Origin of the sequence: Variovorax sp. W2I14 (assembly GCF_050435205.1) — a bacterium.
Taxonomy (GTDB): Bacteria; Pseudomonadota; Gammaproteobacteria; order Burkholderiales; family Burkholderiaceae_C; genus Variovorax; species Variovorax paradoxus_C.
Genome location: NZ_JBNDJX010000001.1, coordinates 6,716,841 through 6,741,319 on the forward strand (window position 1 = coordinate 6,716,841; position 24,479 = coordinate 6,741,319).

24 protein-coding genes are annotated in these 24,479 nt (G+C 65.8%); 22 read left to right on the top strand and 2 right to left on the bottom strand.

Annotated elements, in window-relative coordinates; translation table 11 throughout:
* The first annotated feature begins 139 nt into the window (after nt 1-139).
* The 22 genes from QF040_RS31280 to QF040_RS31385 all read left to right on the top strand — a co-directional run bounded on the left by QF040_RS31280 (nt 140) and on the right by QF040_RS31385 (nt 22,167).
* Complete coding sequence (locus tag QF040_RS31280; protein ID WP_429614176.1) at nt 140-4,888, top strand: glutamate synthase-related protein; 4,749 nt, start codon at nt 140-142, stop codon at nt 4,886-4,888.
* A 34-nt stretch (nt 4,889-4,922) separates the two neighbouring features.
* A complete protein-coding gene (locus QF040_RS31285) occupies nt 4,923-6,401 on the top strand; it encodes a glutamate synthase subunit beta (RefSeq protein WP_307685915.1) in 1,479 nt (492 codons plus the stop codon).
* A 65-nt stretch (nt 6,402-6,466) separates the two neighbouring features.
* Nucleotides 6,467-7,327, top strand: coding sequence for an ABC transporter ATP-binding protein (locus QF040_RS31290; RefSeq protein ID WP_307598974.1), 861 nt, complete (start codon nt 6,467-6,469; stop codon nt 7,325-7,327).
* Nucleotides 7,324-8,106: a lipid asymmetry maintenance ABC transporter permease subunit MlaE gene (gene mlaE, locus QF040_RS31295; RefSeq protein WP_306880156.1), complete on the top strand. Its 783-nt coding sequence runs from the start codon at nt 7,324-7,326 to the stop codon at nt 8,104-8,106. Before QF040_RS31290 ends, mlaE begins: the two co-directional genes overlap by 4 nt.
* Nucleotides 8,107-8,143: 37 nt before the next feature.
* Nucleotides 8,144-8,638 carry an outer membrane lipid asymmetry maintenance protein MlaD gene (mlaD, locus tag QF040_RS31300; protein ID WP_013539703.1) on the top strand — a complete coding sequence of 165 codons (495 nt, stop codon included), beginning with the start codon at nt 8,144-8,146 and terminating at the stop codon, nt 8,636-8,638.
* 26 nt (nt 8,639-8,664) lie between these two features.
* Nucleotides 8,665-9,408 carry an MlaA family lipoprotein gene (locus QF040_RS31305; RefSeq protein WP_429614177.1) on the top strand — a complete coding sequence of 248 codons (744 nt, stop codon included), beginning with the start codon at nt 8,665-8,667 and terminating at the stop codon, nt 9,406-9,408.
* A gap of 170 nt (nt 9,409-9,578) precedes the next feature.
* A complete protein-coding gene (locus QF040_RS31310) occupies nt 9,579-10,238 on the top strand; it encodes an MlaC/ttg2D family ABC transporter substrate-binding protein (RefSeq protein WP_429614178.1) in 660 nt (219 codons plus the stop codon).
* A 19-nt stretch (nt 10,239-10,257) separates the two neighbouring features.
* A complete protein-coding gene (locus QF040_RS31315; RefSeq protein ID WP_429614179.1) occupies nt 10,258-10,533 on the top strand; it encodes an STAS domain-containing protein in 276 nt (91 codons plus the stop codon).
* Nucleotides 10,534-10,566: 33 nt separating this feature from the next.
* Nucleotides 10,567-11,514: an ABC transporter ATP-binding protein gene (locus tag QF040_RS31320; protein WP_429614180.1), complete on the top strand. Its 948-nt coding sequence runs from the start codon at nt 10,567-10,569 to the stop codon at nt 11,512-11,514.
* A 5-nt stretch (nt 11,515-11,519) separates the two neighbouring features.
* Entirely contained in the window at nt 11,520-12,275 is a 756-nt protein-coding gene (locus QF040_RS31325) for an ABC transporter permease (RefSeq protein ID WP_041943354.1), read from the top strand.
* Nucleotides 12,276-12,293: 18 nt separating this feature from the next.
* Nucleotides 12,294-12,536: a BolA family protein gene (locus QF040_RS31330; protein WP_013539709.1), complete on the top strand. Its 243-nt coding sequence runs from the start codon at nt 12,294-12,296 to the stop codon at nt 12,534-12,536.
* Between the two features lie 39 nt (nt 12,537-12,575).
* Nucleotides 12,576-13,865, top strand: coding sequence for a UDP-N-acetylglucosamine 1-carboxyvinyltransferase (murA, locus tag QF040_RS31335; protein WP_429614181.1), 1,290 nt, complete (start codon nt 12,576-12,578; stop codon nt 13,863-13,865).
* Nucleotides 13,862-14,518, top strand: a complete 657-nt coding sequence (hisG, locus tag QF040_RS31340) for an ATP phosphoribosyltransferase (RefSeq protein ID WP_429614182.1) — start codon at nt 13,862-13,864, stop codon at nt 14,516-14,518. The genes murA and hisG overlap by 4 nt, the downstream gene beginning before the upstream one ends.
* On the top strand, nt 14,515-15,885 hold the full coding sequence (gene hisD / locus QF040_RS31345; RefSeq protein ID WP_429614183.1) for a histidinol dehydrogenase: 1,371 nt from the start codon (nt 14,515-14,517) through the stop codon (nt 15,883-15,885). The genes hisG and hisD overlap by 4 nt, the downstream gene beginning before the upstream one ends.
* Before the next feature lie 37 nt (nt 15,886-15,922).
* Nucleotides 15,923-16,756, top strand: coding sequence for a hypothetical protein (locus QF040_RS31350; protein WP_429614184.1), 834 nt, complete (start codon nt 15,923-15,925; stop codon nt 16,754-16,756).
* Between the two features lie 5 nt (nt 16,757-16,761).
* The gene (locus QF040_RS31355; protein ID WP_429614185.1) at nt 16,762-17,127 is read left to right on the top strand and encodes a hypothetical protein; all 366 of its coding nucleotides are present in this window, start codon (nt 16,762-16,764) and stop codon (nt 17,125-17,127) included.
* A 7-nt stretch (nt 17,128-17,134) separates the two neighbouring features.
* Nucleotides 17,135-17,800, top strand: a complete 666-nt coding sequence (locus QF040_RS31360) for a suppressor of fused domain protein (protein ID WP_429614186.1) — start codon at nt 17,135-17,137, stop codon at nt 17,798-17,800.
* Nucleotides 17,793-18,875, top strand: coding sequence for a histidinol-phosphate transaminase (hisC, locus tag QF040_RS31365; protein WP_429614187.1), 1,083 nt, complete (start codon nt 17,793-17,795; stop codon nt 18,873-18,875). Before QF040_RS31360 ends, hisC begins: the two co-directional genes overlap by 8 nt.
* A complete protein-coding gene (gene hisB, locus QF040_RS31370; protein WP_013539717.1) occupies nt 18,872-19,480 on the top strand; it encodes an imidazoleglycerol-phosphate dehydratase HisB in 609 nt (202 codons plus the stop codon). The genes hisC and hisB overlap by 4 nt, the downstream gene beginning before the upstream one ends.
* Nucleotides 19,481-19,499: 19 nt before the next feature.
* On the top strand, nt 19,500-20,159 hold the full coding sequence (hisH, locus tag QF040_RS31375; RefSeq protein WP_307611877.1) for an imidazole glycerol phosphate synthase subunit HisH: 660 nt from the start codon (nt 19,500-19,502) through the stop codon (nt 20,157-20,159).
* Nucleotides 20,160-20,222: 63 nt separating this feature from the next.
* Nucleotides 20,223-20,966, top strand: coding sequence for a 1-(5-phosphoribosyl)-5-[(5-phosphoribosylamino)methylideneamino]imidazole-4-carboxamide isomerase (gene hisA, locus QF040_RS31380; RefSeq protein ID WP_306880144.1), 744 nt, complete (start codon nt 20,223-20,225; stop codon nt 20,964-20,966).
* Nucleotides 20,967-20,994: 28 nt separating this feature from the next.
* Nucleotides 20,995-22,167, top strand: a complete 1,173-nt coding sequence (locus tag QF040_RS31385; RefSeq protein ID WP_429614188.1) for an AAA family ATPase — start codon at nt 20,995-20,997, stop codon at nt 22,165-22,167.
* Nucleotides 22,168-22,182: 15 nt separating this feature from the next.
* Here QF040_RS31385 and QF040_RS31390 read toward each other — a convergent pair whose 3' ends face one another.
* Nucleotides 22,183-23,091 (bottom strand): amino acid ABC transporter substrate-binding protein, encoded by a 909-nt coding sequence (locus QF040_RS31390; protein WP_429614189.1) that lies wholly within the window; start codon nt 23,089-23,091, stop codon nt 22,183-22,185.
* Nucleotides 23,092-23,099: 8 nt separating this feature from the next.
* Entirely contained in the window at nt 23,100-24,407 is a 1,308-nt protein-coding gene (locus QF040_RS31395; protein WP_429614190.1) for a dicarboxylate/amino acid:cation symporter, read from the bottom strand.
* Nucleotides 24,408-24,479 lie beyond the last annotated feature (72 nt).

The window sequence follows — 24,479 nt, forward strand, 5'->3', positions numbered from 1 at the left end:
CCTTCTTTGATATGTCCCCAATTTAATTCCGATAAGAAAACTCGGCTTTTAATAAGACTCTGACCCCAATTAAAGTGTTTGGCATTCTTTGTGCATCGCAATATGCTCCCTTTCCCTGCGAAAACTGAAGGAGTGCGCCATGACAACGGCTGCCGAGATCGAACATCTCCAAAAACACGGTCTGTATTCCGGTGCCGATGAGCACGATGCCTGTGGCGTCGGCTTCGTGGCCCACATCAAAGGCGAAAAGAGCCACGCCATTGTTCTGCAGGGCCTGAAGATCCTCGAGAACCTCGACCATCGCGGCGCAGTGGGCGCTGACAAGCTCATGGGCGACGGCGCCGGCATCCTGATCCAGTTGCCCGATCACCTCTACCGCGAAGAGATGGCCAAGCAGGGCGTCACGCTGCCCCCGCCGGGCGAATACGGCGTCGGCATGATCTTCTTGCCGAAGGAGCACGCCTCCCGCGAAGCCTGCGAGCAGGAAATGGAACGCGCCATCAAGGCCGAAGGCCAGGTCCTGCTGGGCTGGCGCGATGTGCCGGTCAACCGCGACATGCCCATGTCGCCCACCGTGCGCGAAAAGGAGCCGCTGCTGCGTCAGGTCTTCATCGGCCGCGGTAACGATGTGATCGTGCAGGACGCGCTGGAACGCAAGCTCTACGTGATCCGCAAGACCGCCAGCGCCAACATCCAGCGCCTGAAGCTCAAGCACAGCAAGGAATACTACGTTCCGAGCATGTCCAGCCGCACCGTGGTCTACAAGGGCCTGCTGCTCGCTGACCAAGTCGGCACCTACTACCTGGACCTGCAGGACAAGCGCTGCGTCTCGGCCCTCGGCCTCGTGCACCAGCGCTTCTCGACCAACACCTTCCCCGAGTGGCCGCTGGCTCACCCGTACCGCTATGTCGCCCACAACGGCGAAATCAACACGGTCAAGGGCAACTACAACTGGATGAAGGCACGCGAAGGCGTGATGTCGTCGCCCGTGCTGGGCGCCGACCTGCAGAAGCTCTATCCGATCAGCTTCGCCGGCCAGTCCGACACCGCCACCTTCGACAACTGCCTCGAGCTCTTGACGATGGCCGGCTACCCGATCAGCCAGGCCGTCATGATGATGATTCCCGAGCCCTGGGAACAGCACGCCACCATGGACCCGCGCCGCCGCGCGTTCTATGAGTACCACGCCGCCATGCTCGAGCCGTGGGACGGCCCGGCCTCCATCGTCTTCACCGACGGCCGCCAGATCGGCGCCACGCTCGACCGCAACGGCCTGCGTCCTTCCCGCTACTGCGTGACCGACGACGACCTGGTCATCATGGCCTCCGAGTCGGGCGTGCTGCCCGTGCCCGAGCAGAAGATCGTGCGCAAGTGGCGCCTGCAGCCCGGCAAGATGTTCCTGATCGACCTGGAGCAGGGCCGCATGATCGACGACGAGGAGGTCAAGGCCACCCTCGCGAACAGCAAGCCCTACAAGCAGTGGATCGAGAACCTGCGCATCAAGCTGGACAGCGTCAAGGCCGAGCCGGTCTCGGCGCCGCTCAGCCAGGTTGCGCTGCTCGATCGCCAGCAGGCCTTCGGCTACACCCAGGAAGACATCAAGTTCCTGATGAGCCCGATGGCGCAGGCCGGCGAAGAGGGCATCGGCTCCATGGGCAACGACAGCCCGCTGGCCGTGCTCTCCAACAAGAACAAGCCGCTCTACAACTACTTCAAGCAGTTGTTCGCGCAGGTGACCAACCCGCCGATCGACCCGATCCGCGAAGCGATCGTGATGTCGCTGGTGTCCTTCATCGGCCCCAAGCCGAACCTGCTGGACATCAACCAGGTCAACCCGCCGATGCGGCTCGAAGTGAGCCAGCCGATCCTCGACTTCGCCGACATGGCGAAGCTGCGCGACATCGGCAAGTACACGCAGGGCAAGTTCAAGAGCTATGTGCTCGACATCACCTACCCGCTCGCCTGGGGCGACGAGGGCGTCGAAGCCAAGCTTGCGTCGCTGTGCGCCGAAGCGGTGGATGCCATCAAGGGCGGCCACAACATCCTGATCGTGAGCGACCGCGGCGTGAGCCCGACGCAGGTGGCGATCCCCGCCGTGCTGGCTCTCTCGGCCGTGCACCAGTACCTGGTCCGCGAGGGCCTGCGCACCACCGCCGGCCTCGTCGTCGAAACCGGTTCGGCCCGCGAAGTGCATCACTTCGGCGTGCTCGCCGGTTACGGCGCGGAAGCCGTGCACCCGTACCTCGCGATGGAAACGCTGGCGGCCATTCACGCCGACCTGCCGGGCGACCTGAGCGCCGACAAGGCGGTCTACAACTACGTCAAGGCAATCGGCAAGGGTCTGTCGAAGATCATGTCGAAGATGGGTGTCAGCACCTACATGAGCTACTGCGGCGCGCAGCTCTTCGAAGCCATCGGCCTCAACACCGAGACGGTGAACAAGTACTTCACCGGCACGGCAAGCCGCGTGGAAGGCATCGGCGTCTTCGAGATCGCCGAGGAAGCCATCCGCATGCACAAGGCCGCGTTCAGCGACGACCCGGTGCTCGCCAACATGCTGGATGCCGGCGGCGAATACGCCTGGCGCACGCGGGGCGAAGAGCACATGTGGACGCCCGACGCCATCGCCAAGCTGCAGCACAGCACGCGCTCCAACAACTGGAACACGTACAAGGAATACGCGCAGCTCATCAACGACCAGAACCGCCGCCACCTCACGCTGCGCGGTCTGTTCGAGTTCAAGATCGATCCGGCCAAGGCCATTCCGGTCGATGAAGTCGAAGCGGCTTCCGAAATCGTCAAGCGTTTCGCCACCGGCGCGATGTCGCTCGGCTCGATCAGCACCGAGGCGCACGCCACGCTCGCGATTGCCATGAACCGCATCGGCGGCAAGAGCAACACGGGCGAAGGCGGTGAAGACCCGGCGCGCTACCGCAACGAGCTCAAGGGCATCCCGATCAAGCAGGGCGACACGCTCAAGAGCGTGATCGGCGCGGCCAACGTCGAGGTCGATCTGCCGCTCAACGACGGCGACTCGCTGCGTTCGCGCATCAAGCAGGTCGCGTCGGGCCGCTTCGGCGTTACCGCCGAGTACCTGCATTCGGCCGACCAGATCCAGATCAAGATGGCGCAGGGCGCCAAGCCGGGCGAGGGCGGTCAGCTTCCGGGCGGCAAGGTCACCGAGTACATCGGCAAGCAGCGTTATGCCGTGCCGGGCGTGGGCCTCATCTCGCCCCCGCCGCACCACGACATCTACTCGATCGAGGATTTGGCCCAGCTCATCCACGACCTGAAGAACACCGCGCCGCACGCGAGCATCAGCGTGAAGCTGGTGAGCGAAATCGGCGTCGGCACCATCGCCGCGGGCGTTGCCAAGTGCAAGAGCGACCACGTCGTGATCGCCGGCCATGACGGCGGCACGGGCGCTTCGCCCTGGTCGTCGATCAAGCATGCGGGCAGCCCGTGGGAAATCGGCCTGGCCGAAACGCAGCAGACGCTGGTGCTCAACCGCCTGCGCAGCCGCATCCGCGTGCAGGCCGACGGCCAGATGAAGACTGGCCGCGACGTCGCCATCGGCGCGCTGCTGGGCGCGGATGAGTTCGGCTTCGCCACCGCGCCGCTGGTGGTCGAGGGCTGCATCATGATGCGCAAGTGCCACCTGAACACCTGTCCGGTAGGCGTGGCCACGCAGGACCCGGTGCTGCGCAAGAAGTTCTCGGGCAAACCCGAGCACGTCGTCAACTACTTCTTCTTCGTCGCGGAAGAAGTGCGCCAGATCATGGCCCAGCTGGGTATCCGCAAGTTCGACGACCTGATCGGCCGCGCCGACCTGCTGGACACCCGCAAGGGCATCGAACACTGGAAGGCTTCGGGCCTCGATTTCAGCCGCCTGTTCGCGCTGCCGAACGTGCCGGCCGACGTGGCGCGCTTCCACGTCGAGAACCAGGACCACGGCCTGGACAAGGCGCTGGACGTGAGGCTCATCGAGAAGTCGCGTCCCGCCATCGACAAGGGCGAGAAGGTGCAGTTCATCGAGGTGGCGCGCAACGTCAACCGCTCGGTGGGCGCGATGCTTTCGGGTGCGCTCACCAAGGTGCATCCGCAAGGCCTGCCCGACGATTCGATCCGCATCCAACTCGAGGGCACGGGCGGCCAGTCGTTCGGCGCCTTCCTCGCGCGCGGCATCACGCTGTACCTGATCGGCGACGCCAACGACTACACCGGCAAGGGCCTCTCGGGCGGCCGCGTGGTGGTGCGTCCGAGCCTGGACTTCCGCGGTGAAGCGGTGCGCAACACCATCGTCGGCAACACCGCGCTCTACGGCGCGACCACCGGCGAGGCGTACCTCTGCGGCGTGGCCGGCGAACGTTTTGCAGTGCGCCTCTCGGGTGCCACGGCGGTCATCGAAGGCACGGGCGACCACGGTTGCGAATACATGACCGGCGGCACGGTTGCGGTGCTCGGCAAGACCGGCCGCAACTTCGCAGCAGGCATGAGCGGCGGCGTTGCCTTCGTCTATGACGAGGACGGCCAGTTCGCCACGCGCTGCAATCTCTCGATGGTGTCGCTCGACAAGGTGCTGACCTCCGCCGAGCAGACCGCCAGCGTGCATCGCAAGATCTGGCACGGCGGCGAGACCGACGAAGCGCAACTGAAGAAGCTGCTCGAAGAACACCACCGCTGGACCGGCAGCAAGCGCGCGCGCGAACTGCTCGACAACTGGGCCGTGTCGCGCACCAAGTTCGTCAAGGTGTTCCCGAACGAATACAAGCGGGCGCTCGCCGAACTGCACGACCGCAAGGTCGAGCTGACCAGCAGCGGCAACAACGCGCACGTGGGCCTGGAGCCGCACGCATTGGTCGCACCGGCCACGACGGCTGCGGTCTGAGCGGCAACGAAAACGAAGAACAGAGGAAAGCACGATGGGAAAGATCACCGGCTTCATGGAGCATGAGCGCATCGAAGAGGGCTACAAGCCTGTCGACGAGCGCGTCAAGCACTACAAGGAATTCGTCGTCGGCCTGACGCCCGAGCAGGCCAAGGTGCAGGGCGCGCGCTGCATGGACTGCGGCACGCCGTTCTGCAACAGCGGCTGCCCGGTCAACAACATCATTCCGGACTTCAACGACCTCGTGTACCGCAACGACTGGCAGAACGCCTTCGCGGTGCTCGATTCGACCAACAACTTCCCCGAGTTCACCGGCCGCATCTGCCCCGCACCCTGCGAGGCGGCCTGTGTGCTCAACGTGAACGACGACGCGATCGGCATCAAGTCGATCGAGCACGCGATCATCGACCGCGCCTGGGACGAAGGCTGGGTCGCGCCGCGCGTGGCCAAGCACAAGACCGGCAAGAAAGTGGCGGTGGTGGGTGCGGGCCCGGCCGGCATGGCGGCCGCGCAGCAACTGGCGCGCGCCGGCCACGATGTGACGCTGTTCGAGAAGAACGACCGCATCGGCGGCCTGCTGCGCTACGGCATCCCCGACTTCAAGATGGAGAAGACGCACATCGATCGCCGCGTCGAGCAGATGAAGGCCGAGGGTGTCGTCTTCCGTACCGGCGTGATGATCGGTGCCGCAAAGGATCCGCTGGGCAAGGGCTCCAAGGTGACCAACCTCGCCAAGGAAACCATCACGCCCGAGCAGCTGCAGAAGGACTTCGACGCCGTGGTGCTCACCGGCGGCGCCGAGCAATCGCGCGACCTGCCGGTGCCCGGCCGCGACCTCGATGGCATCCATTTCGCGATGGAGTTCCTGCCGCAGCAGAACCGCGTCAACGCGGGCGACAAGGTCAAGGGCCAACTGCGCGCCGAAGGCAAGCACGTCATCGTCATCGGCGGTGGCGACACCGGCTCCGACTGCGTGGGCACCAGCAACCGCCACGGCGCCGTGAGCGTCACGCAGTTCGAGCTGATGCCTCAGCCGCCCGAGGAAGAGAACCGCCCGCTGACCTGGCCCTACTGGCCGATCAAGCTGCGCACCAGCTCCAGCCATGAGGAAGGCTGCGAGCGCGAGTTTGCGATCTCCACCAAGGAATTCATCGGCGAGAAGGGCAAGGTCACCGGCCTGAAGACCGTTCGCGTCGAGTGGAAGGACGGCAAGATGCAGGAAGTGGCCGGCAGCGAGCAGATCCTGAAGGCCGACCTCGTGCTGCTGGCGATGGGCTTCATCAGCCCCGTGGCCACCGTGCTCGATGCCTTCGGCGTGGAGAAGGATGCACGCGGCAACGCACGCGCGACCGTCGACTTCATCGGCGGTTACGCCACCAACGTGCCGAAGGTGTTTGCAGCGGGCGACATCCGCCGCGGCCAATCGCTGGTTGTATGGGCGATTCGCGAGGGCCGCCAGGCCGCGCGCTCGGTGGACGAATTCCTGATGGGATTCAGTGATTTGCCGCGCTGAATTTTGTTTCAATTTCGCGGGGCCCTTCGCGGCCCCGCTATCATTCGCGGAAACCGCATGCCGGGATGCCTGAAAAGGCGCCCGGCTTTTTTATTGAGATGGACCCAGCCACACCGCCACAACCATTCGCAGAGTTCCGTGACGTCACGTTCGGCTACGGTACGCGCACGATCCTCGACGGCGTCTCGTTCACCGTCCCGCGCGGCAAGGTCACGGCCCTGATGGGCGCGTCCGGCGGTGGCAAGACCACCGTGCTGCGATTGATCGGCGGGCAGCAGCGGGCGCAACGCGGTGAAGTGCTCTTCGACGGCCAAGATGTTGGCAAGTTCGACAACGCGGCGCTCTACCTGGCCCGGCGCCGCATGGGCATGCTGTTCCAGTCCGGTGCACTCTTTACCGACATGACCGTGTTCGACAACGTGGCGTTTCCGCTGCGTGAGCACACGCAGTTATCCGAAGCGCTGGTGCGCGATGTGGTGCTCATGAAACTCGACGCGGTGGGCCTGCGCGGTGCACGCGACCTGATGCCCAGCGAGGTGTCGGGCGGCATGGCGCGACGCGTGGCGCTGGCGCGCGCAATTGCGCTGGACCCTGACCTCGTGATGTACGACGAACCCTTCGCCGGCCTCGACCCGATCTCTCTGGGCACCGCGGCACGGCTCATCCGACAGCTCAACGACACGCTGGGGCTCACCAGCATCATCGTGTCGCACGACCTGGAAGAAACCTTCCGCATCGCCGATCACGTGATCATCCTGGCCAACGGCAGCATCGCCGCGCAGGGCACGCCGGCCGAGGTGCGCGAGAGCACCGACCCTCTCGTGCACCAGTTCGTGAATGCGCTGCCCGACGGGCCAGTGCGGTTTCACTATCCCGGCGTCAGCATCGAAGACGACTTCGGCAATGTCGAAGGAGGGCGTTCATGAGCTGGTGGAAGCCCGCCGATGTCGGCTTTGCCGTGCGCAGCCACCTCGCGAATCTTGGCTATGGCGCCAAGCTCTTCATGCGTCTCCTGGGTCCGGGCGCGCAGATCATGCGTCGCTTCGGCCTTGTGCGCGACCAAATCCATTTCCTCGGCAATTACTCGCTCGCGATCATCGGCGTGTCGGGGCTGTTCGTCGGCTTCGTGCTGGGGCTGCAGATGTATTACGCGCTGCAGCGCTACGGCTCGTCCGAGGCGCTCGGGCTGCTGGTCACGCTGAGCCTCGTGCGCGAACTCGGCCCCGTGGTGGCGGCCTTGCTCTTCACCGGGCGGGCGGGCACATCACTCACCGCCGAGATCGGGCTCATGAAGGCCGACGAGCAATTGAGCGCCATGGAAATGATGGCGGTCGATCCGGTGCAGCGCATCCTCGCGCCGCGCTTCTGGGCCGGCGTCATCACCATGCCGCTGCTGGCGGCCGTGTTCAGCGCGGTCGGCATCATGGGCGGCTACGTGGTGGGCGTGCTGATGCTGGGGGTCGATCCGGGTGCGTTCTGGGGCCAGATGCAGGGCGGCGTCGACGTGTGGCGCGACGTCGGCAATGGCGTCATCAAGAGCATCGTCTTCGGCTTCACCGTGACCTTCATTGCTCTGCTGCAGGGCTACGCGGCCCAGCCCACGCCCGAAGGCGTGTCGCGCGCGACGACCCGCACGGTGGTCACCGCATCGCTGGCAGTGCTTGGGCTGGACTTCCTGCTCACCGCCATGATGTTCAGTATCTAAAGGGGCACCGCTCCAATCGTTCTAAAGAGTGCAAACCATGCAACGTTCCAACAACGACATCTGGGTCGGCCTTTTCGTGCTCATCGGCGCGGCGGCACTGCTGTTTCTCGCGCTGCAGTCGGCCAATCTGCTGAGCCTGAATTTCCAGAAGACCTACACGGTAACCGCGCGCTTCGACAACATTGGTGGTTTGAAGCCACAAACCGCGGTCAAGAGTGCCGGCGTGGTGGTCGGGCGTGTGGAGTCCATCGCGTTCAACGACAAGGCCTTTCAGGCCGATGTGACGCTGGCACTTCAAAACCGTTACAGTTTTCCCAAGGACAGCTCGCTCAAGATATTGACCAGTGGCCTGCTCGGCGAGCAGTACATCGGCATCGAAGCGGGCGCCGAGGAGAAGAACTTGCAAGCCGGCGACACCATCACTTCGACCCAATCGGCCGTGGTGCTGGAGAACCTGATCAGCCAGTTCCTTTACAGCAAGGCGGCCGAAGGGGGCTCGAATACGGCGCCGGGAACAGCCAACAAAAAATGAAATCACGACCTTTTGCATCGCATGCTATGAAAAGCATAGCCAACAGTGCCCGCTGGGCAGTTACCGCCACCGCTCTGGCGATCGTTGCCGGATGTGCCACGGGGCCCAATGCCAATCCGGTCGATCCGTTCGAGCCTTTCAATCGCGGCGTCACGCGCTTCAACGAGACGGTCGACGACGCGGTTCTCGTGCCAGTGGCCACGGCTTACCAGCGTGCATTGCCGTCGATGGTTCGCACCGGCGTGGACAACTTCTTCAACAACCTGGGCGACGTCTGGAACCTCGCCAACAATGTCGCGCAGCTCAAGCTGCAGGGCAGCGCCGAGACTTTCATGCGGCTCAATGTCAACACGTTCTTCGGGCTTGGCGGCCTGCTCGACGTGGCGACCGAGGCGGGAATCCCCCGCCACGAAGAAGACTTCGGGCAGACGCTGGGCTACTGGGGCGTGGGCGCCGGTCCCTACGTGGTGCTGCCGTTGCTGGGTCCGTCGACGCTGCGTGACACAGCCGCGTTGCCGGTGGACCGCTTGGGTGATCCGGTTTCGCAGATGAACGACGTGGCCTGGCGCAATTCGCTCACCGTGCTTCATGCCGTCGACACGCGTTCGCAGTACCTGCGCGCCGGCCGCCTGCTCGGCGAAGCGGCGCTCGACAAGTACTCGTTCACACGCGATGCGTTCCTGCAGCGCCGCCGAAGCCAGGTCTACGACGGCAATCCGCCGGACGACGGTGCCGGCAACAGCCCGGCAGACGACGGCGCCGGAAAGTAAGCAAAAGCGCGAGGACGGGCGATGAAGCTGCTTGCATCCGGTTGCAAGGCTTCACCTGCGCTTCAGGAACCCGGTCGGCCCCGGGCCTGTCGAATCCGTTCTTGTCGCAGCACCCCTTGCTTTGTGCGATCCGGGTGCTTCGTCGATTTTTCAAATTTGAGGGACTCTCCATGAACAACAAGATCTTGCTGCAACGACGCGATATGGGCCGACTGGCCCTGGCCGGTGCCCTGCTGCTGGGCGCTGCCACCACGTTCGTTCGCCCCGCCTACGCCGCCGATGAGGCGCCCGACGCGCTGGTCAAGCGCCTGTCGAGCGATGTGCTCGAGACGATCAAGGCTGACTCGTCGATCAAGGCCGGCGACGTCAACAAGATCATGCTGCTGGTCGACAGCAAGATCATGCCCAACGTCAACTTCCAGCGCATGACGGCTTCGGCGGTCGGCCCGGCCTGGCGCCAGGCCACCCCCGAGCAGCAAAAGCGCCTGCAGGAAGAGTTCAAGGCCCTCCTGGTTCGCACCTACGCTGGCGCGCTCGACCAGGTGGTCGACCAGACCGTCACCGTGCGTCCGTTCCGCGGCTCGGCCGATGACAAGGAAGTGCTGGTCCGCACCGAGATCCAGGGCCGCGGCGAACCGGTGCAGCTCGACTACCGCCTGGAAAAGACGCCGGGACAAGGCGCGGGCTGGAAGGTCTACAACCTGAATGTGCTGGGCGTCTGGCTGGTCGACACCTACCGCACGCAGTTCGCGCAGGAAATCAACAAGAGCGGCATCGACGGCCTGATCGCCGCGCTCGCCGCCCGCAACAAGAGCAACATCAAGGGCTGACCGGCCAACGGCAACGCACATGCTGGTCCTGCCCACCAAGCTCACCCACGACGAGGCCCCCGCCTGCATGCGCATGCTGCAGCAGGGGCTCAAGGGTCAGACGGATTCATCGTCCACGGTGGTCGACGCCACCGCGCTGACCCAGTTCGATTCGTCGGCGCTGGCGGTGCTGCTCGAGTGCCGTCGTGAGTCGAGCGCGCTGGGCCGCGGCTTCTCGGTCAAGGGCCTCTCGCCGCGCCTGCGCGAACTGGCGGCGCTGTACGGCATCGCGGGCCTTTTGCCCGCCGCGCCCTGAAAAAGTAACGGCCCCTTAAAATCGCGGGCTCCCATGCCCGCGATCTCATTTCAATCGGTCTCCAAGACCTACCCCCCCTCCAGACAGCAGAAAGCCCAAGGCAAACAAGGCTTGCGCGCGGTCGACGAGGTCTCCTTCCAGATCGAGCCGGGCGAGTTCTTCGGCCTGCTCGGCCCCAACGGCGCGGGCAAGACCACTCTGATCAGCATGCTCGCGGGCCTCTCGCGGCCCACGTCGGGTGCCATCAGCGTGCATGGCTTCGACGTGCAGCGCGACTACGCCGAGGCGCGCCGCCAGCTGGGCATCGTGCCGCAGGAGCTGGTGTTCGACCCCTTCTTCAACGTGCGCGAGTCGCTGCGCATCCAGTCGGGCTACTTCGGCATCAAGAACAACGACGACTGGATCGACGAGCTGCTGCACAGCCTCGGCCTCGCCGACAAGGCCACGGCCAACATGCGGCAGCTCTCGGGCGGCATGAAGCGCCGGGTGCTCGTGGCGCAGGCGCTGGTGCACAAGCCGCCCGTCATCGTGCTGGACGAGCCCACGGCCGGCGTCGACGTCGAGTTGCGCCAGACCCTCTGGCAATTCGTCGCCAAACTCAACAAGCAGGGGAGCACCGTGCTGCTCACCACGCATTACCTCGAAGAGGCCGAGGCGCTGTGCAGCCGCATCGCGATGCTCAAGCTGGGCCGTGTGATCGCTCTCGACCGCACCAGTGAACTCCTGAAATCGGCCGCAAGCAACGTGCTGCGCTTCAAGACCGATGCAATGCTGCCCTGGGCCATTGCCCAGCATGCGCGCATCACCGGGCGCATCGTGCAGCTGCCGGCGCAGAACGCCCATGAAGTCGAACAACTGCTGGCCGCGATCCGCGAAGCCGGCGTCGCGGTGGAAGACGTGGAAATGCGCAAGGCCGATCTGGAAGACGTGTTCATCGACCTGATGGCGGGCGAGCAGACACCGCTGGAGGTCGCAAGATGATGGCAGTGACCGGTTGGCGCGCGTTGCTCTACAAGGAAACGCTGCGCTTCTGGAAGGTCGGCTTCCAGACCGTCGGTGCGCCGGTTCTCACCGCGCTGCTCTATTTGATGGTGTTCGGCCACGTGCTCGAAGACCATGTGAAGGTCTACGGCTCGGTCGGCTACACGGCCTTCCTGGTGCCGGGCCTAGTGATGATGAGCGTGCTGCAGAACGCCTTTGCGAACAGCTCGTCCTCGATCATCCAGAGCAAGATCATGGGCAACCTCGTGTTCGTGCTGCTCACGCCGCTGTCGCACTGGGGCTGGTTCTTCGCCTATGTAGGCTCGTCGATCATCCGCGGGCTGGCCGTGGGGCTCGGCGTGTTCGTGGTGACCGTGTTCTTCGCAATGCCGAATTTCGTGGCGCCGGTCTGGATCGTCGTTTTCGCACTGTTGGGCGCTGCGATGCTCGGCACCCTGGGTCTCATCGCCGGCCTTTGGGCCGAGAAGTTCGACCAGATGGCGGTCTTCCAGAACTTTCTGATCATGCCCATGACGTTTCTCTCGGGCGTGTTCTATTCGATCGGCTCGCTGCCGCCGTTCTGGCAGAGCGTGAGCCACCTGAACCCGTTCTTCTACATGATCGACGGCTTTCGCTACGGCTTCTTCGGCGTGAGCGACGCCTCGCCCTGGCTCAGCCTGGGCATCGTCGGCACCGCCTGGCTGGTGGTGAGCGCGATTGCTGTTCATCTCCTCCGTATCGGCTACAAAATCCGGGGCTGAACGCCCCTTTCCAGACCCATGACCGCCGAACAACTCCAGGCCCTGATCCAATCCCACCTCCCGTGCGAGCACATCTCGCTGGAGGGCGATGGCCGACATTGGTACGCGACCATTGTCTCGGCCGAATTCGAGGGCAAGCGCGCCATCCAGCGCCACCAGCGGGTCTACGCCACCCTCGGTGCGAAAATGCACACCGACGAAGTGCATGCGCTCTCGATGAAAACCTACACGCCGGCCGAATGGGCGGCGGTGGAAAAGTAAATTCCGGCCCTCGGGCCACCCCATTTCGCTGGATCCTCGATGGACAAACTTCTGATTCGCGGCGGGCGCCAGCTTCGCGGCGAGGTACTCATTTCCGGCGCCAAGAACGCCGCGTTGCCCGAGCTGTGCGCGGCGCTGCTGACCGACCAGCCCGTGACGCTGCACAACGTGCCCCGCCTGCAGGACGTGTCGACCATGCTCAAGCTGGTGCGCAACATGGGCGTCGTGGCCGAGCGCGACGACAACGGCACGGTCCAGCTGAACGCCGGCGACCTCACCAACCCCGAAGCCCCTTACGAGCTGGTCAAGACCATGCGCGCCTCGGTGCTGGCGCTCGGCCCGCTGCTCGCGCGCTTCGGCCACGCCAAGGTGTCGCTGCCCGGCGGCTGCGCCATCGGCTCGCGCCCCGTCGACCAGCACATCAAGGGCCTGCAGGCGATGGGCGCCGAGATCGTGGTCGAGCACGGCTACATGATCGCCAGCCTGCCGGCAGGCCGCACCCGCCTGAAGGGCGCGCGCATCCTGACCGACATGGTCACCGTCACCGGCACCGAGAACTTCCTCATGGCCGCTGCGCTGGCCGAGGGCGAGACGCTGCTTGAAAACGCCGCGCAGGAGCCCGAGATCGTCGACCTCGCCGAAATGCTGATCCGGATGGGCGCGAAGATCGAAGGCCACGGCACCAGCCACATCCGCATCCAGGGCGTAGAGAAGCTGCACGGCTGCGAGCACGCCGTGGTGGCCGACCGCATCGAGGCCGGCACGTTCCTCTGCGCCGTCGCGGCCACGGGCGGCGACGTGTTCCTGCGCCACGCCCGCGCCGACCACATGGACGCGGTGATCGACAAGCTGCGCGACGCCGGCTGCGTGGTCGCGCCGGAAGAGGGCGGCGTGCGCATCAGCTCCAAGGCCCCGGCCAGCGAGCACCTGAAGGCGCAGAGCTTCAGCACCACCGAATACCCCGGTTTCCCCACCGACATGCAGGCCCAGTTCATGGCGCTGAACGTGATTGCGCGCGGCGCCTCGATGGTCACCGAAACGATCTTCGAGAACCGCTTCATGCATGTGAACGAGATGGTGCGCCTGGGCGCGACCATCCATGTCGAAGGCAAGGTGGCGATGGTCGAGGGCGTGCAGCAACTCTCGGGCGCCACCGTGATGGCCACCGACCTGCGCGCCTCCGCCAGCCTCGTGATCGCCGGCCTCGTGGCCGAGGGCGAGACGCTGATCGACCGCATCTACCACCTGGACCGCGGCTACGACCGCATGGAAGCCAAGCTGCGCGGCCTCGGTGCCGACATCGAACGCGTGACCGGAGCCGCCGCATGATCACGTTGGCCCTCTCCAAAGGCCGCATCTTCGAAGAGACGATGCCCCTGCTCGCCGCCGCCGGCATCGAGGTCACCGAAGACCCCGAGAAGTCGCGCAAGCTGATCCTGGAAACCACCCGCCCCGACGTGCGCGTGGTGCTGGTGCGCGCTTCCGACGTGCCCACCTACGTGCAGTACGGCGGTGCCGACCTCGGCGTGACCGGCCTCGACGTGTTGCTGGAAAACGGCAACCAGGGCATGTACCAGCCGCTGGACCTGCGCATCGCGGCCTGTCGCCTGAGCGTGGCCGTGCGCGCCGACTACGACTACGCCTCGGCCGTGCGCCAGGGCTCGCGCCTGCGCGTGGCGACCAAGTACGTGGGCCTCTCGCGCGAGTTCTTCGCGAGCAAGGGCGTGCACGTCGACCTCATCAAGCTCTACGGCAGCATGGAGCTCGCGCCGCTCACGGGCCTCGCCGATGCCATCGTCGACCTGGTCTCCACCGGCAATACGCTCAAGGCCAACCACCTGGTCGAGGTGGAACGCATCATGGACATCAGCGCCCGGCTGGTCGTCAACCAGGCCGCGCTCAAGCTCAAGCGCGAGCCGATCCGCCGCATCATCGACGCCTTCGCGTCCGCCATTCCTCCCGCCACATCTCCCGCCCCATGACTCTGAAAGCAGCCCCCGCTCGTCTCTCCACGACTTCAGCCAGCTTCGACGCTGAATTCAAGGCGCGGCTGCATTGGTCCGCGGATGCGGATGCTGCGATCGAGAAGGTGGTGGCCGACATCCTGGCCGATGTGCAGAAGCGCGGCGACGACGCGGTGCTGGAGTACACGCGCCGCTTCGACGGGCTGGGTGCCGCGTCCGTGCCGCAACTCGAACTGACGCAAGCCGATTTCAAGGAAGCTTTCGACTCGCTGCCCGAAGACCAGCGCGCCGCGCTGCAAGCCGCGGCCGACCGCGTGCGCAGCTATCACGAGGCACAGAAGAAGGCCAGCGGCGAGAGCTGGAGCTACCGCGATGCGGACGGCACGCTGCTCGGCCAGAAGGTCACGCCGCTCGACCGCGTCGGCATCTACGTGCCCGGCGGCAAGGCGGCCTATCCGTCCAGCCTGCTGATGAACGCGATCCCGGCGCATGTGGCTGGCGTCAGTGAAATCATCATGGTCGTGCCGACGCCCGTGAAGGGCAGCGTTGCGACGGGCGGCGCGGGCGGGCAATCGTCGACGAAGGGCGAGCGCAACGTGCTGGTGCTCGCTGCGGCCTATGTGGCCGGCGTCACCCGCGCCTTCACCATCGGCGGCGCCCAAGCCGTTGCCGCGCTCGCCTACGGCACCGCCACCATCCCGGCGGTCGACAAGATCACCGGCCCCGGCAACGCCTATGTGGCGGCCGCCAAGCGCCGCGTGTTCGGCACCGTGGGCATCGACATGATTGCGGGCCCGAGCGAGATCCTCGTGCTGGCCGACGGCACCACGCCGCCCGAGTGGGTGGCGATGGATCTCTTCAGCCAGGCCGAGCACGACGAACTGGCGCAGAGCATCCTGCTGTGCCCCGACGCCGTCTACATCGACCGCGTGCAGGCCGAGATCGATCGCCTGCTGCCGGCCATGCCGCGCGCGGAAATCATCGCCGCCTCGCTCAACGGGCGCGGCGCGCTGATCCACACGAAGAGCATGGAAGAGGCCTGCGAGATCAGCAACCGCATCGCCCCCGAACACCTCGAAGTCAGCAGCAGCGAGCCGAACCGCTGGGAGCCCCTGCTGCGCCACGCCGGCGCGATCTTCCTGGGCGCCTTCACCAGCGAGAGCCTGGGCGACTACTGCGCCGGCCCGAACCACGTGCTGCCCACCAGCGGCACGGCGCGCTTTTCCAGTCCGCTGGGCGTCTACGACTTCCAGAAGCGCTCCAGCCTCATCGAGGTGAGCGAAGCCGGCGCCCAGGTGCTCGGCCCGATCGCCGTCACGCTGGCCGAGGGCGAGGGCCTGCAGGCGCACGCTGAAGCCGCCCGGATGCGGCTCAGTAAGATCTGACGCTCCAATAACCCCGTTCCCGGGAGGAGCAAGCCAGATGATTCAACGTCTCTATCGTTCGCGGTTTTTCCGTTTCGCCGCCAGCCTCGTGGCCGGCGCCGCCTTGCTGGCCGCCTGCACGCAGATGCCGCAGAACCGCGGCGAAACGGCTGCGATGTCCGCAACGCCCAGCGCCGCGCCGGCTGCACCTGCGCCCGCACAACTGGGCACCCAATGGGGCGAGGGCATCGAGTCGAAGACCCGTACCGTCGTGGCCAAGCGGCTGTCCGAGCAGCCCGACGAAGTGGCTTCGCTGGGTTACAACGAAGCATCCGCCGTGCGCCGCGACGTGGGCAACAACCCCGAGCGCCGGCTCAACCTGCAGCTGGCTCAGGGCGACGTCGAATGGTCGGTGCTCGATGAGAGCAATCGCCCGCTGCCGCTGCAGCGCGCGCGCCGCGGCAATAGCAGCAGCGACATGTTCCGCCTCGCCGGCGTCGAAGGCGCGCGCTACACGCTGCGCTTTCGCAACCTGAGCGACCGCAGCTACGAGGTGATCGCCACCGTCGACGGCCTGGACGTGCTCACCGGCAAGGCCGGGAGCCTGCGCAACGGCGGCTACGTGCTGCGCCCGCAGGAGACGCTGAACATCGAGGGCTTCCGCAAGAGTCAGAGCGAGGTTGCGGCCTTCCGCTTCGCCACGCCGGGCCGCGCCTATGCAGCGAACACCGAAGCGGGCGACGTGCGCAACATTGGCGTGATCGGCGCCGCGCTGTTCGAGCTCGAAGAGCCGCAGGCACCGCGCCGTCCGCGCCGCGATGCCACGCCGCCGCAGCCCAGCGCCTTCCCGGCCGATGGCGTCTATGCGCCCCCGCCGCGCTACCGCAAGTAAATGCCATGAAGCGCACCGCGCGTCTGTCGATGTTGCTGCTCGCGCTCGCGCTCGCGGCCGGCGCCGGTGCGCAGGCCATGACCCTCCGCGAGTTCCACACGCTCGAGGTCAAGGAAAAGAAAGAGGGCAAGGCCTACGCGAGCTACTACCTCGTGGGCGTGCTCGAAGGCCTGCGCGAAGCCAGCGACACGGCGCGGCGCACCGGCCAGAAGCCGCTGTTCTGCGTCGATGGCCGCCGGCTCGAGCCCTCGATGGCGCGTTCGCTCTTCCAGGCCGAGCTCAAGCGCAATGCCGAGCTGTACGAGGCCGACATGCCGGTGCAGCTGGTGCTGTCGAGCGCGCTGCAGAACAGCTTCCGGTGCGCGTCCTGATTTCCCCATGTTCGCGAAACTGAAAAAGGCTCTGATGGGCGGCGCCGCGGATGCGACGCCCACGCGCGCCCAAGTGCGCCTGCAGGCCATGCTCGACGCGCTGGAAGACGAGCCCGAGCAGACCTTCCTGGACAGCGCCGATGCCGAGCACCGGGTCGACATCCACGCCTTCGGCCGCAATTTCGTCGAAGATGGCGACTCGGCCGACGACGAAGGCTACGTGCTCGTCACCAACGGCATGAGCGACCGCCTCATGCCCGCGCCGCCCGCTGGTGTGCCCGAGGGCATGACGCGCGCGGCCGAGCTGGTCTGGTACGTGCGCGACCTGAACCCCGAATACATCTCGAACCTGCGCTGGCTCGCCAAGCTGCCGGCCTTCGACCGCTTCTTCCTCGCCAGCGGCCACCGCGTGCCGATGCCCGAGCCGCCGCTGTCGTTCTGCGGGTTCCAGACCTTCTTTTTTCTCACGCCGATCTACGGCCCCGACGCACGCATGCTCTCGGGCGTCACCGTCGATGAAGGCGAGGCCATCGCCACGCTGACCGTCAACCTCATCTCCGAAGCCGAATACGCGCTGGTCAAGCGCGAAGACGGTCTCGGCGAACTGCTCGACCTGTTCGACGCCAACGACCACCCGATGGTCTTCGACCCCCAGCGAACCTCCTATGTCTGACTCTCTCCCCGCGCTCCAGCGCATCCGCGCGGACGTGCGCGCCATGCATGCCTATGCCGTGCAGGACGCGCGCGGTTTCATCAAGCTCGACGCGATGGAAAACCCCTTCGGCCTGCCGCCCGCGCTGCAGGCCGAACTCGGCGCGCGACTCGGCGCACTGGCCCTCAACCGCTACCCGGGCGACCGCGGTGCCGACCTGCAGCGCGCGCTGGCCACCCACGCGCAGATGCCCGAAGGCTTTTCGCTGATGCTGGGCAACGGTTCGGACGAGCTGATCTCGCTGCTGGCCATCGCCTGCGACCAGCCCGGCGCCACCGTGCTCGCGCCCGTGCCCGGCTTCGTGATGTATGCGATGAGCGCCCAGCTGCAGGGCCTGCGCTTCGTCGGCGTGCCGCTCACGGCCGACTTCGAGCTGGACGAGGCCGCCATGCTGGCCGCCACCGCGCGCGAAAAGCCCGCCATCGTCTACCTCGCCTACCCGAACAACCCGACCGCCAATCTCTGGGACGACGCGGTCGTCGAGAAGATCGTCGAAGCCCAGGGCGCGCAGGGCGGCCTGGTGGTGATCGACGAGGCCTACCAGCCCTTCGCCGCTCGCAGCTACATCGACCGGCTCGCGAAGCACGGCCACGTATTGCTGATGCGCACGCTCAGCAAGTTCGGGCTGGCGGGCATTCGCCTGGGCTACCTCATGGGGCCGGCCGCGCTGGTCGCCGAGGTCGACAAGGTGCGCCCGCCCTACAACATCAGCGTGCTCAACTGCGAGTGCGCGCTGTTCGCGCTGGCGCACGCCGAGGTGTTCGAGGCACAGGCCAAACAGATCCGCGAAGAGCGCGAGCGCCTGATGACGGGCCTGGGCCGGCTGCCCGGCGTGAAGACCTGGCCGAGCGACGCCAACATGGTCCTTTTGCGCGTGCCCGATGCCACCAAGACCTTCGAGGGCATGAAGGCCCAGGGGGTCCTGGTGAAGAACGTTTCTAAAATGCACGAACTGCTGGCAAATTGCCTGCGCCTCACCGTCGGAACGGCCGACGAGAACGCGCGGATGCTGGCGGCACTCGAAGCCTCACTATGACCACCCCACAGAGCACCGACCGCACCGCGTCGGTCACCCGAAACACCGCCGAGACGAAGATCACCGTCAGCGTGAACCTCGACGGCACCGGCAAGGCGAAGCTCGCCACCGGCATCGGCTTCTTCGACCACATGCTCGACCAGATCGCCCGCCACGGGCTGATCGACCTGGACATCGACTGCCAGGGCGACCTGCACATCGATGGCCACCACACGGTGGAAGACGTCGGCATCACGCTCGGGCAGGCCGTGGCCCAGGCCATCGGCGACAAGAAGGGCATCCGCCGCTACGGCCATGCCTACGTGCCGCTGGACGAAGCGCTCAGCCGCGTGGTCATCGACTTCTCGGGTCGCCCGGGCCTCGTGATGCATGTGCCCTTCACCAGCGGAATGATCGGCACCTTCGACAGCCAGCTCACCTACGAGTTCTTCCAGGGCTTCGTGAACCACGCGTTCGTCACGCTGCACATCGACAACCTCAAGGGCGTGAACGCGCATCACCAGTGCGAGACGGTCTTCAAGGCCTTCGCGCGCGCCATGCGCGGCGCGCTGGAGCTCGATCCGCGCTCCGTCGGCGTCATTCCCTCGACCAAGGGTTCGCTCTGAAATCCATCGGCGAACAGCTATGAAATCTGTAGCAACGAATTCCGTCGCCGTTGTCGACTACGGCATGGGCAACCTGCACTCCGTGTCGCAGGCCGTGCGCCATGCGGCCGACCAGGTGGGCGTGGAGGTGTTCGTCACCTCCGATCCGGACGTGGTGCGCAAGGCCACCCGCGTGGTGCTGCCGGGGCAGGGCGCGATGCCCGACTGCATGCGCGAGCTGCGCGATTCCGGTCTTCAGGAATCCGTGCTCGAAGCGGCAGCGAACAAGCCGCTCTTCGGCGTGTGCGTCGGCATGCAGATGCTGCTGTCGCGCAGCGACGAAGGCCCGACCGACGGCCTTGGCCTCATACCGGGTGAGGTCATCAAGTTCGAACTGGCTGGCCGCCTGCAGGCCGACGGCAGCCGTTTCAAGGTGCCGCAGATGGGCTGGAACCAGGTGCGCCAGGCCCAGCCGCACGCGGTGTGGGCGGGCATTCCGGACCAAAGCTATTTCTACTTCGTGCACAGCTTCTACGCGCGGCCGGCCGACGCCCGGCACAGCGTGGGCGAGGCCGATTACGGCGCGAGCTTTACCGCAGCCATCGCACGCGATAACATTTTTGCCACCCAGTTCCACCCGGAGAAGAGTGCGGACCATGGGCTGCAGCTCTATCGCAACTTCCTCCACTGGAATCCCTGAACCATTTTTTCCGACCGGGCCGAACCTCCCACAGCCCGGCTTTCGCTCACTCGCGTCACTTCCATGCTCCTCATTCCCGCCATTGATCTCAAAGACGGCCACTGCGTTCGCCTCAAGCAGGGCGACATGGACCAGTCCACCATCTTCAGCGAAGACCCCGCCGCCATGGCCCGCAAGTGGGTCACCGCCGGCGCGCGGCGGCTGCACCTGGTCGACCTGAATGGCGCCTTCGCCGGCAAGCCGCAGAACCACGCGGCGATCAAGGCGATCCTGAAGGAGGTCGGCGACGACATACCGGTGCAGTTGGGCGGGGGCATCCGCGACCTGGACACCATCGAGCGATACATCGACGACGGCCTGCGCTACGTGATCATCGGCACCGCCGCGGTCAAGAACCCGGGGTTCCTCAAGGACGCCTGCAGCGCCTTCGGCGGCCACATCATCGTGGGCCTGGATGCCAAGGACGGCAAGGTCGCCACCGACGGCTGGAGCAAGCTCACGGGCCACGAGGTGGCAGACCTCGGCAAGAAGTTCGAGGACTACGGCGTCGAGTCGATCATCTACACCGACATCGGCCGCGACGGCATGCTCTCGGGCATCAACATCGACGCCACCGTCAAGCTCGCGCAGGCGCTGACCATTCCAGTGATCGCCTCGGGCGGTCTCTCGAACATGGCCGACATCGACCAGCTCTGCGCGGTCGAGTTCGAAGGCGTCGAGGGCGTGATCTGCGGACGCGCCATCTACTCGGGCGACCTCGACTTCGCCGCCGCGCAAGCCCGCGCGGACGAGCTGGCCGGCGCCTGACGCCTTTTTCCTCTACGTCCTGTAGCGCGTGCTCTCCGCGCTCGCCATTGCCAACTACCGCTCGCTGCGCCAGCTGACGGTGCCGCTGGGCAGCCTCACGGTGGTGACGGGCGCCAATGGCAGCGGCAAGTCGAGCGTGTACCGCGCGATGCGCCTCCTGGCCGACATCGCCAATGGCGGTGTGATCCGCTCGCTGGTTCGCGAAGGCGGCTTGTCTTCCACGCTGTGGGCCGGGCCCGAGCGTTTTTCGGCGGCGATGCTGCGCGGGGAAATGCCGGTGCAGGGCACCACGCGCAGCGAACCGGTCGCGCTGAAGCTGGGGTTTGCCGGCGCCGAGTCGGAGGATTTCGGATACGCGATCGACATCGGCCTGCCGCCGCCGATTCCCTCGACGGCTTTCTCGCGCGACCCGCAGATCAAGCACGAAGCCATCTGGAGCGGCCCGCTGCTGCGGCCCTCGACGCAACTGGTGGACCGCAAGGGCGGCGCGCTGCGCCTGCGCGAAGGCAAGGGCTGGCAGGCCGTGGGCCGGCCGATTCCGGCTTTCGCCAGCATGATGACCGAGCACGCCGACCCGCGCGATGCGCCCGAGATGCTCACGCTGCGGGAGCAAATGCGCTCCTGGCGCTTCTACGATCACTTCCGCTCCGACGCCGATGCACCCGCGCGCCTGCCGCAACTGGGCACCTACACGCCCGTGCTCGCCAACGACGGCGCCGACCTGGCCGCCGCGCTGCAGACCATCCGCGAGATCGGCGACGGCGAGGCGCTCGACCGTGCCGTGGACGATGCCTTTCCAGGCGCACGCGTCGAAGTCGAGGCCGAAGGCGATCGCTTCCAGACGTTGATGCACCAGCACGGCCTGCTGCGGCCCCTGACGGCCGCCGAACTCTCCGACGGCACCCTGCGCTACCTGTTGTGGATCGCCGCGTTGCTGACGCCGCGGCCGCCCGCGCTGCTGGTGCTCAACGAGCCCGAGACCAGCCTGCATCCGGACCTGCTGCCGGCGCTCGGCCGCCTCATCGCGCAGACGGCGCGGCAGTCGCAGGTGATCGTGGTATCGCACGCGGCGCGCCTGATCGCCGCGTTGGACGACTGCGAAGGCCTGCAACCGGTGGTGCTCGAAAAGCAGTTCGGCGAAACCCGCATCGCGAACCTCGACATGAGCGAAATCCCGCGCTGGGAGTGGCCAGCGCGGTAGGGAGCGTCGCGCCGCCTATTCGGCCTTCACCGACATCGTCTGGATGATCGTCTCCAACTGCGCGCTCATCGGCAGGTTGATGCTTTCCCCCGACGGCAGCTTGCGCAGGAACCATCGCTTGTACTGCCGGTGGATCTCGCCGTCTTCCGCCAGCACCTGGAAGGTGTCGTTGACCACCCTGGCCAGTTGCGCGTCGCCCTTGCGGTACATGATCCCGTAGGGGTCGTACGAGAGGAAGTCGCCGACCACCTCGTAGTCGGACTTGGCAGCGTCCTGCGCGATGAGGCCGTAGAGCAGCACGTCATCGGTCGCGAACGCATCGGCCTGGCCGCTCTTCACAAGGCCGAACGATTCCGCGTGGTCGCGCGCCACCTGCAGGTTGATTCGCAGCTTGAACTTCTCCGACAGGTCGCGCAGCGTCTTCTCGTTGGTGGTGCCGGCGGTCACGGCCACCTTCTTGCCGGCCAGGTCGCGGAACGACTTGATCGGCGCGCCTTTCTTCACCAGCACCTTGGTGCCCGAGACGAACATCGTCGGCGAGAAGCTCACCCGCTTCTGGCGCTCGAGGTTGTTGGTGGTGGAGCCGCACTCCAGGTCGACCTTGCCGCTGGCGACCGCGTCGATGCGCGAATCGGACGTGACAGGCACCCACCTGATCGCGAGGCTCTTGTTCACCGTGTCCTCGATGGCGGTGACCAGTGCGCGGCAGAGTTCGATCGAATAGCCGATCGGCTCCTTGCGCGCATTGAGGTACGAGAAGGGCACCGACGACTCGCGGTAGCCGATGGCGATGGCGCCCGTCTCGCGCACCTTCGCAAGGGTGCCGGTGAGCTGTTCCTGCGCGTACGCCGGCGCAAGCGAGGCAACCGCCAGCAGTCCGGCAAGAAGAACCGACAGAACCGACCGCGTGGCCTTGGGCTTCATGGCGCGCCTCACGCGTGGGCCGGATGGGCGAGGGTGGCGTTGGCCTCCTCGTCGAGCGCCTTGGCGTTGATCTCGGCATCGCCCTCGGAGAGCAGTTCGCCCTCCCATTTGGCGACCACCGCGGTGGCGATGGAATTGCCCACCGCGTTGGTGGCCGAGCGGCCCATGTCCAGGAAGGTGTCCACGCCCAGGATCAGCAGCAGGCCGGCCTCGGGAATGTCGAAGTGGTTGAGCGTGGCGGCAATCACCACCAGCGAGGCGCGCGGCACGCCGGCCATGCCCTTGGAGGTGAGCATGAGGATCAGCAGCATCGTGACCTGCGTGCTGATCGGCATGTGGATGTCGTAGGCCTGCGCGATGAAGAGCACGGCGAAGGTGCAGTACATCATCGAGCCGTCGAGGTTGAACGAGTAGCCCATCGGCATCACGAAGCTGGAGATCTTGCGCTTCACGCCGAAACGGTCGAGTGCCTGCAGGATCTTGGGGTACGCCGCCTCGGAACTCGCGGTGGCGAACGAGAGCAGGAAGGCTTCCTTGATGAGCACCAGCAGCTTGAACACGCGCGGTCCGAGGAACAGCAGGCCGGCCAGGATGAGCACGGCCCACAGCACGAACAGGCCCAGGTAGAAGTCGCGCATGAACACGGCGAACTTGATGAGAATGCCCAGCCCGTTCACGGCGACCGTGGCAGCCATGGCGGCCAGCACCGCCAGCGGCGCGAGCTTCATGACGTAGCCCGTGATCTTGAGCATGGCGTGCGAGAGCTCCTCGATGGCGGCCACCAGGGTCTTGGCCTTATCGCCCAGCGAGGCGAGCGCCACGCCGAAGAACATCGAGAACACCACGATCTGCAGGATCTCGTTGTTGGCCATCGCCTCCACGAAAGACTTGGGCACCGTGTGGCTCACGAAGTCCTTGAAGGTGAATTTGCTGGTCGCGAGGTTGGCCGAGGTGCCGATGTCGGGCAGCGGCAGGCCCAGGTTCTCGCCGGGCTTGAGCAGGTTGGCCATGACCAGGCCGATGACCAGCGAAATGAGCGAGGCGGTGAGGAACCAGCCGATGGCCTTGCCGAACACGCGGCCGACCGACTTGGCATCGCCCATGTGCGCGATGCCCACCACCAGCGTGGAGAACACCAGCGGGCCGATCAGCATCTTGATGAGGCGCAGGAACACGTCCGAGACGATGGAAACGTAGTCCGCGATTTCCTTGGCAGCCTTCTTGTCGGGAAAGCTGGTGAAGATCATGTAGCCCACGATGATGCCGAGCACCATGGCGATCAGGATCCATGCCGCCATCGGCAATTTTTTCTTCATGCGTATCCCCTTTGTCGTATGAGAGTGGTTTTTGTCGAAGGCTCGGGACCGACCTGCACCTTGTCCCCTCGT